Source organism: Methyloceanibacter sp. (assembly GCF_041573655.1).
Lineage (GTDB): Bacteria > Pseudomonadota > Alphaproteobacteria > Rhizobiales > Methyloligellaceae > Methyloceanibacter.
Genome location: NZ_JBFFQD010000071.1, coordinates 1 through 7740, shown reverse-complemented (window position 1 = coordinate 7740; position 7740 = coordinate 1). Strand labels below are relative to the sequence as shown.

At 61.0% G+C, this 7740-nt stretch carries 10 protein-coding genes; 5 read left to right on the top strand and 5 right to left on the bottom strand.

Annotated features, from left to right (window positions below):
• The coding region (locus ABY454_RS11620) for a TGS domain-containing protein (protein WP_372930846.1) at positions 1-324 on the bottom strand (324 nt) is incomplete at its 3' end.
• 286 nt (positions 325-610) lie between these two features.
• On the opposite strand from ABY454_RS11620, the gene ABY454_RS11615 reads away from it, so the two are divergent.
• Positions 611-3016 (top strand): hypothetical protein, encoded by a 2406-nt coding sequence (locus ABY454_RS11615; protein WP_372930844.1) that lies wholly within the window; start codon positions 611-613, stop codon positions 3014-3016.
• Here the strand turns inward: ABY454_RS11615 and yidD are convergent.
• Positions 3009-3308, bottom strand: coding sequence for a membrane protein insertion efficiency factor YidD (yidD, locus tag ABY454_RS11610; RefSeq protein WP_372930842.1), 300 nt, complete (start codon positions 3306-3308; stop codon positions 3009-3011). The genes ABY454_RS11615 and yidD overlap by 8 nt on opposite strands.
• Complete coding sequence (locus tag ABY454_RS11605; RefSeq protein WP_372930850.1) at positions 3301-3726, bottom strand: iron-sulfur cluster assembly scaffold protein; 426 nt, start codon at positions 3724-3726, stop codon at positions 3301-3303. The genes yidD and ABY454_RS11605 overlap by 8 nt, the downstream gene beginning before the upstream one ends.
• Positions 3727-3936: 210 nt before the next feature.
• On the opposite strand from ABY454_RS11605, the gene folE reads away from it, so the two are divergent.
• The 3 genes from folE to ABY454_RS11590 all read left to right on the top strand — a co-directional run bounded on the left by folE (position 3937) and on the right by ABY454_RS11590 (position 6123).
• Positions 3937-4587 (top strand): GTP cyclohydrolase I FolE, encoded by a 651-nt coding sequence (folE, locus tag ABY454_RS11600; protein WP_372930840.1) that lies wholly within the window; start codon positions 3937-3939, stop codon positions 4585-4587.
• 32 nt (positions 4588-4619) lie between these two features.
• Complete coding sequence (hisI, locus tag ABY454_RS11595) at positions 4620-5111, top strand: phosphoribosyl-AMP cyclohydrolase (protein ID WP_372930838.1); 492 nt, start codon at positions 4620-4622, stop codon at positions 5109-5111.
• 94 nt (positions 5112-5205) lie between these two features.
• Complete coding sequence (locus ABY454_RS11590) at positions 5206-6123, top strand: patatin-like phospholipase family protein (protein ID WP_372930837.1); 918 nt, start codon at positions 5206-5208, stop codon at positions 6121-6123.
• A 9-nt stretch (positions 6124-6132) separates the two neighbouring features.
• On the opposite strand, the gene ABY454_RS11585 is transcribed toward ABY454_RS11590, so the two are convergent.
• Positions 6133-6564, bottom strand: coding sequence for a CBS domain-containing protein (locus ABY454_RS11585; protein WP_372930836.1), 432 nt, complete (start codon positions 6562-6564; stop codon positions 6133-6135).
• A gap of 103 nt (positions 6565-6667) precedes the next feature.
• The gene (locus tag ABY454_RS11580; protein ID WP_372930835.1) at positions 6668-7387 is read right to left on the bottom strand and encodes a rhomboid family intramembrane serine protease; all 720 of its coding nucleotides are present in this window, start codon (positions 7385-7387) and stop codon (positions 6668-6670) included.
• A 219-nt stretch (positions 7388-7606) separates the two neighbouring features.
• On the opposite strand from ABY454_RS11580, the gene ABY454_RS11575 reads away from it, so the two are divergent.
• Positions 7607-7740: PAS domain-containing protein (locus tag ABY454_RS11575; protein WP_372930848.1), on the top strand; the 134-nt coding region annotated here is incomplete at its 3' end.

The window sequence follows — 7740 nt, the reverse complement described above, 5'->3', positions numbered from 1 at the left end:
GCGCGCAAAGTCGTAATAGAAGCCGTTGTCGATCACCGGGCCGATCGTCACTTGCGTGCCCGGATAGAGTTCCTGCACGGCCTCGGCCATGACATGCGCCGCGTCATGGCGGATCAGCGTCAACGCTTCCGCGTCGCCGCGCGTAATGATGCGGATCTCGGCGTCGTTCTCGATGGGCTCGTAGAGGTCGCGCACCTCGCCGTCGAGCGCCATGGCCACGGCCTTCTTGGCCAGCGACTTGGCGATGGATTCGGCCACGTCCCGGCCCGTGACTCCAGATTCGAAGTCGCGCGCGGAACCATCGGGAAACTTAAGGGAAATCATCTCGTTCTCCTCTCACTCCTGCGTACCAGCGCAGGTAAGACGGATGTCAGTCGGCGGCGCCGCTTTTAGCGGGAATCGGCGGCCACGTCACTCGTATTTAGGCGCCAGCGCCCGTAGCGCCAAGGGGCGGAAGGGTGGATGCCTTCTCACACGACGGGCCGAGTGTTCCCACCAGCTAGGAAATCCAGTTTCACCTCCGCAATTGCTATTGTACACTCTGCCTACCTAGGGTTGCGCATCCGGGGAGCAGGTCTTGCGGTCCACCTCGCCGTCGTTAAAGGAACACTTGTCGCGGCTCTGGGATGGCGTCGTGCACCTAAGCTTGGTGCTTTGGGTCTCTCGGGTCAGCGTTATCAGCACCGCTATTGGCGCGATCCTGTTCATCTGTATTCCGCAGGTACACGATACGTTTCTGGAAGTTCGGACCACGAGCGTGTGGGATCCGGTGAACGTCGCGTTTTGGTCGTTCTTCCTGCTCTCGGTGGTCTTCTTGTGGGCCCTGCCTGTCCACTATGCCGCGCGGCGCGACCTGGACCTCGATCCTTCGTTCCTTGGAAAGCCCCGTTCACTATCCGAAACCTGGGTACCACGTGTTCTCGCTGTCTTTTGCCTCGTTTCCGTAGCGATCGGCGCTTATCGCGCCCAGTCCGGACTCCTGAGCCCACCTGACAGCACCTTTTACGCGGATGCCCATACACAAACACTGGCGATCATGTGGATGGCGATCGTCCTAGCCGCCGCCCTTCTTCTGTTTCTCATCTGGCGCCAAAACATCTTCTCAATGCTCAGCCCCAAAGTCGGCGCTGGGCTCATGATCTTGCTCGGAATCATCTTTTTTGTGCTCTTCCTGCCTGACCCGGTGCAGGTTTCACGTTTGCTTTGGAGGGCGCCACTAATCCCACTCTTGCTTGGAGGCTGGGTGCCGATCCTCGCCTGGCTCGCCTACAAAGGACGTCAATACCGAGTGCCGTTCATCCTATTGGCGTTCCTCGGGCTCGAGGGGTTGGCCTATTTTGGCGACAACCACGAGGTGCGGCGTGTCTGGGTTGACCATCTCGCGTCAGTGACCGAGGCGCCCCCAAAACCCGGTGCTGGCTTCAAAAGAGAACGAATCCATCAGGCCATCGATCGCTGGCAGGAGGCACACGAGTGTGGGGGAAGTCCTAAAAACTGCCCGCGCCCGATCATCGTTGCCGCTTCTGGGGGCGCATCTCGCGCCGGATTTTTTACTGCAGGCGTGCTCGGCGAACTGATGGATCGAAGCAACGCTACCCGAGGCACTACCCAGCGGAACCTCCGCGGTCTCCATGACTTCAAACGCCAGCTCTTTGCGATATCGACAGTCTCAGGCAGTTCGGCTGGCGCGGCGTTCTTTCTTGCAGCATTGGACCGATCCGATGCCCCCACTGGGAAAACATCAAATACGAAAGTGGTTCCTCAGCCGTGCATGGAGGACACCGACAATCTCGTCTACTTCACCGGGAAGCCCAAGACGTGGCGGCAATGCATGGAGCAATTGCTCGCCGGCGACTTCATCTCGCCGACCTTGTATGGCCTCGTCTACAAGGATGCCATTCGAGGGCTCGCCCCGATCGCGAGATATTTCGGTTTGGATATGCGCGACCGGGCCGAAATCCTCGAACTTGCCTGGGAGGATCGATTCTGTCTCGGCATGACGGGCAAGGTCTGCGAGCCGGACGACTTCACGGGAATGCGCGCTCCATTTCTGAGCGCAAGCGGGCGTGACCCTGCTTCGACATCGGACAAAGCCTGGACTCCAATACTCCTTCTCAACGGGACGGATGCCGGTACAGGACGACGCGTCGTCATCGCGCCGATCAATCCACGCATGGAATTTGGAAAACCGCTATTCCCCGATGCATACGACCTACACGATCTGCTCGCTAACACGATAAAACCCGGCACCGGCCCGACGGGACTATGGGATCGCGCCTTCCAATCGTCCATTGTCCGAGACGTTCCCCTGTCGACGGCCGCGATGCTTAGCGCACGCTTCCCAATCATCTCTCCGCCTGGGAACATCCTCAACGCCCAAGACCAGATCATCACACGCGTTATTGACGGTGGTTATTTCGAGAACTATGGAGCCGCAACAGCGTGGGATATCGCAACGCAGCTCAAGAAAACATGCGTTAAAAACGACAAAGGAATAGAAGAGTGCCTGAACCCGTTCGTTATTGAGATCACGAACGACCCAAGTTTCCTCGTCCCAAATCTCATCAAGGAAAACGATCAAGGTCCTCAGGCATCCCGGTCGCCATGCAAGAACATGAATGGCCAGGACCCGCTGAAACTTCCGACACCGGCAGTTGTCGATGCACCCGATCGGCTCTTTCTCGCGGAATTTAGAGGTCCGATCGGTGGACTGCTAGCCGCTCGCGGCGCGCAGGGCGGCAGGGCCTTGCGGGCGCTGAGCGATCTCGGTAGCAAAAACTTTCTGCACATCTCCGTTTCGCCCTTGTATGTGCCGGACTCGGATGGGACTTGCAAAGTTGCAGACGTCTCGATGAGTTGGTGGCTCAGCAAGCAGGTTCAGAAATATCTGGACGATCAGATCGACGTAAACTGCAAGGGAATTGACCGAGCCATTCTAGATATACGAAAGGCCCAGCCGACTTTGCTCGCCCCACCCGGCGACCTATGCGCAGGCCCGCAAACGAGCGCTAACTAGTACGCCAGCGTCCGTAGCGCCAAGGGGCGAAGGGATGGTGCTCGGCCCGCAGGTCAGGAACCGGGTCGAGCCCATGGCTCCCCCACGGATGACAGCGGCATAGTCTGGCGAGCGTGAGCCAGCCACCTTTCCAGGCCCCGTTGGTGTCGATGGCCTCGCGCGCATAGTCCGAGCAGGTCGGCAGATGGCGGCAATGCCCGCCGACAAGCGCAGAGAATGTGTAGCGATACGCCATGATCGGCGCGAGCGTCAGCGCCTTGGCGATGTCCCGCTTAAGACTGGAGCTATGCATCGTTTACGGCTGCACGTTCGGGCGTTGGCTCGGACCCACTGTTCGCCTCGATCTGGGCGATCGCGTCCTCTACGGCATCGAACACGAGGAGCGTCGAGGGCTGCCGCGCCTTATAATCGCGGACCGGCTCCAAAAGCGCCAGATCCTTCCAGCGGCCTCCCGGCGGCGGACCGCCCTCTTTCAGCATCTTGCGCATCACCGCGCCCACCTCACGCAGTTCGGCAGCCGAGGTGCCGACGATCTCCCGGCCCATGATGGCGGCGGCGGTCTGCCCCAGAAGGCAGGCCCGCACCGTCTGCCCATAATCGGTGACCACATCGCCTTCCATGACCAGATCCACCTCCACGGTACTGCCGCAGAGCTTGGAATGGGCCTTGGCGGTGGCCTGGGGCTGGGCCAAGCGCTCCGTGCGCGGCATCGCCGCCACCAGCGCAAGCAATTGATCGCTATAGATGTCTTCCGGCCGGGTCACGAAACGATGCCTCTCAGGAATCCGCTTTGGGCGCCTCGCCTTGCGGGAGGAACGCGCGCATTATATATGCAGCGGAGGCTCGGACGGCCACGCGCTCCGTGTCGCGCCTTGGTACTAAGGCGTAAGTGTATAGCCAGAAAAGGAAAATCGCACATCATGGACGCCACGACGAAGGATCGGCGCACCAGCCAGCCCCATGCCGGGATGGAAATTGGCCGCGGTCCGCAAATCACCCGTCCCTCCCGCGAGAAGGCCCAGGAAGCTGTGCGCACGCTCATTGCCTATGCTGGCGACGATCCCGACCGCGAGGGCCTGCGCGACACGCCAAAGCGCGTCACGAGCGCCTATGACGAATTCTTCGCCGGCTATAAGGAATGCCCGCTCGAGGTCCTGTCGAGGACCTTCGACGACGTGGCTGGCTACGACGACATCGTCATGCTGCGCGACATCGAACTTAATTCGCATTGCGAGCATCACATGGTCCCCTTCATTGGCCGGGCGCATATCGCGTACTTCCCGACGGACCGCGTGGTGGGTCTCTCAAAGCTCGCACGCGTGGTCGAAGTGTTCGCCCGCCGCTTACAGACGCAAGAGACCATGACCGCCCAGATCGCAGAAACGATCGACCAGGTGTTGAAGCCCAAGGGCGTGGCGGTGATGATCGAGGCGGTGCATCAATGCATGTCGATGCGCGGTGTTCGCAAGCCCGGCGTGGCGACGATCACCACCCAGTTCACCGGTGTCTTCAAGGAAGATCCGGCGCAACAGGCGCGCTTCATGAATTTGGCGACCGATCGCCGTTCGTAAAGGCTCGTCGGTCGCGGAAGGAAGATATCGCGGTGACCGACGCAAACCGCTTTCCCAAGATTGACGACAAGGCCGCGCGCGAGGAAGGCGACGTCTTCGCGCCTGAATTCGACGCGCACGGTCTCCTGCCCGTCATCGTGACCTCCGCCAAGACGGGCGACGTGCTGATGTTCGCTTACATGAACGAAGAAGCGCTCGCGTGCTCGATCGAGACGGGTGAGGCCTGTTACTGGTCGCGCTCGCGAAAGGCCCTATGGCGTAAAGGCGAGACCAGCGGCAACACCCAACGCATTGTCGAGATGCGTACCGACTGCGATCAGGACGTCCTGTGGCTCAAAGTGGAAATGGAAGGCGACGGCGCCTGCTGCCACACGGGCCGTGTGTCCTGTTTCTATCGCTCCGTTCCCATGCGCGGCGCGGCGGGTAAAACGATGACCCAAGTCGACGCCGAGCGCCACTTCGATCCCGCGGCCGTCTACAGCCACGGTGGCGCCGCAAAGGGAACCTTAAAGTCTTCATCGTAAACTGATCTAAGTCGACAAAGTCTCGTGAACGATACGTAGGATCGCTTGTGAGCTTTTCGCAACAGGGCCATATGTCCTGTGTGAGGCGTTAGGAATGGTAAGACCGACCATCGGCCTGGCGCTCGGCGGTGGCGCCGCGCGCGGCTGGTCCCATATCGGCGTGCTACGCACGCTCATTGCCGCAGGGTTGGAACCCGACATCGTTGCGGGTACCTCGATCGGTGCGGTTGCCGGTGGCTGCTATGTCACCGGCAAGCTGGACGGGTTGCAGGAGTTCGCCACGACGCTCACGCGCAGGCGGCTTTTCGGTTTTCTCGATTTCAACTTCGGCGGATCCGGGCTGCTCACCGGGCAGAAGCTCAGCGCACGGCTTGAGACACACCTCAATGGCATCGCCATCGAGGACATGGAACGTCCATTCGTGGCGGTCGCCACGGAACTCGGCACCGGGCACGAGATCTGGCTGAAGAAGGGCGATCTTGTCACGGCCTTGAAGGCGTCGTTCGCGCTGCCGGGCATTTTTCGCCCCATGCAGATCAATGGACGCTGGCTCATCGACGGGGCATTGGTGAACCCGATCCCTGTCTCCGTTTGCCGCGCGCTCGGCGCACGCATCGTCATCGCCGTGAACCTGAACAACGACCTGTTCGGCAAGGGCAGCGTGATCCACGATCAAGAAGCACTCGCCGAACCACCTTTGCCCGCTACAGAGACAGAGCCACCCCAAGGTAACGGCCGCGCGGCCGTACACCTCCTGCATCGACAGATTTTCGGCGGCAAGGGCGCGCCTGGCATGTCGGCGGTCATGATCGATGCGATCAACATCACGCAGGACCGCATCGCCCGGTCACGGCTTGCCGGCGACCCGCCCGACATTACGGTCAACCCAAAGGTCGGCGGAATTGGCCTGTTCGACTTCCATCGCGCCAAGGAGGCAATCGCCGCCGGCGCCAAGGCTACCGAAGCCCAGCTTGAAGAGATCAGAATTGCGGTGCGCGCGCTGGCCGCCTAGGCCGCACGATCAGCCCGTGGCGATGTATTCGCGCATTGCCGCCGCTTCCATTTCGGCTTCGGCGATCCGCATTCGCACCACGTCACCAATCGACACGAGACCAACCAAGCGTCCGCGGTCCACCACCGGCATGTGACGGAACCTGTGGGCGGTCATCTCGCCCATCAGCTGGTCCATCGTGTCCGACTCCCGGCAGCTGACCACCGACTTGGTCATGCAGGCCTCCACGGGCTGGTCGAGCACCGAAGCGCCCGCCCGTGCGATCTCGCGCACAATGTCTCGCTCCGAGACAATGCCGCTCACCTTGCCATCGGCCTCGGCGACCACAATGCAACCGATTCCATGTGTCCCAAGGAGCCGGGCAATCTCAAGCAGGGGCGTCTCCGGCGGCGCCGTGATGACGTCCCTGCCCTTCAACTTCAGGATTGCTGCGACGTTCATAGTTTCCTCCAGCCCGGGAACTTAAGCCCCGTTTGTGCGACATCATGTCTTGGAGTGTAACCGCGCGCAAGCCGCCGCCGAATCAACCGCAGAAATCCGCCGCTTACCGCGACTGCGAAGTGGCCTCAGACGGGCCTCGCGGGTCGAAGAAGCCGAAGATCAAGAGCCCGCAGAGGAACCCGCCGATATGCGCCTCCCAAGCAATTCCGCCGCTCGTCCCGCCGAACGAAACCGAGGTCAGACCGAAATAGGCGTTAAGCACCACCCAGAAGATGACAAACCCGACAATCCGGTGGTCCCGCAGTGCCGTCGCAAGGCTCGCCAGCGGGGCACCCACGAAATCCGGCATTTTTTCATCCGGCTCGCGCTTGGCGAAGAAAATGAACCGCAACGCCCCGGCCATCTGTCCCGAAATGGCCGCCGAGGCTCCCACCATGGGAGCCATTTCGCCCCAATGAAGGACAAGGTGCGTTAGCGCACCGGCGATACCGCACAAAATCGAAAAGACGAAGAAGCCGCGCGTCCCGATGCGCCGGGCCACGGCCGTGCCGAAGGCGAGCATCCAAGCGACGTTAACCAAGAGGTGCATCCAGCCGCCGTGCACGACCATGTAGGTCACAAACGACGTGACGGCGGTGAGGTAACCACCCGGCAGTTCGACCGCCGCCCCGCTGTAACGGGCGGGAATGAACGCCAAGGACAGCAGAAAAGCCACATCGGTCTCGTCCGGCAACAGGCCCCTCACAACCTGAATCCCGATCATGAGACCCGCGGCCAGCGTCACGGCACGCGGAACGTTCAGCATTGGTTCGCGTGACGTCATTCGAAGACCCGCCAAAAAAAGCCGTTTCAGTCCTTACCGCGGCAACCTTAACGGCAGCCACGCCACCACCAGAGAGCGCACCCCGCTCCCTGGCACGCTCCCTGCTTAGCTTGGGGTGAGCTGCCCAAATGAGTGGGCCAGACCGGGACTCAAGGCCCTGGTTGGGCCCTGGGACTTAGGGCTCGAGAGCAACCTATAGAGCTTTGTGTCGGGCGGGCTATGCAACAGCCAACAAGCAAACAGCTTTTCGCGTATTGGGACCACATACGCAATGGGCGCATTGCGCCGCGCCGCTTCGAGATCGAGCCGGCGAAGATTGCCAATATCCTGCGCGAAACTTTCATCGCCGAATG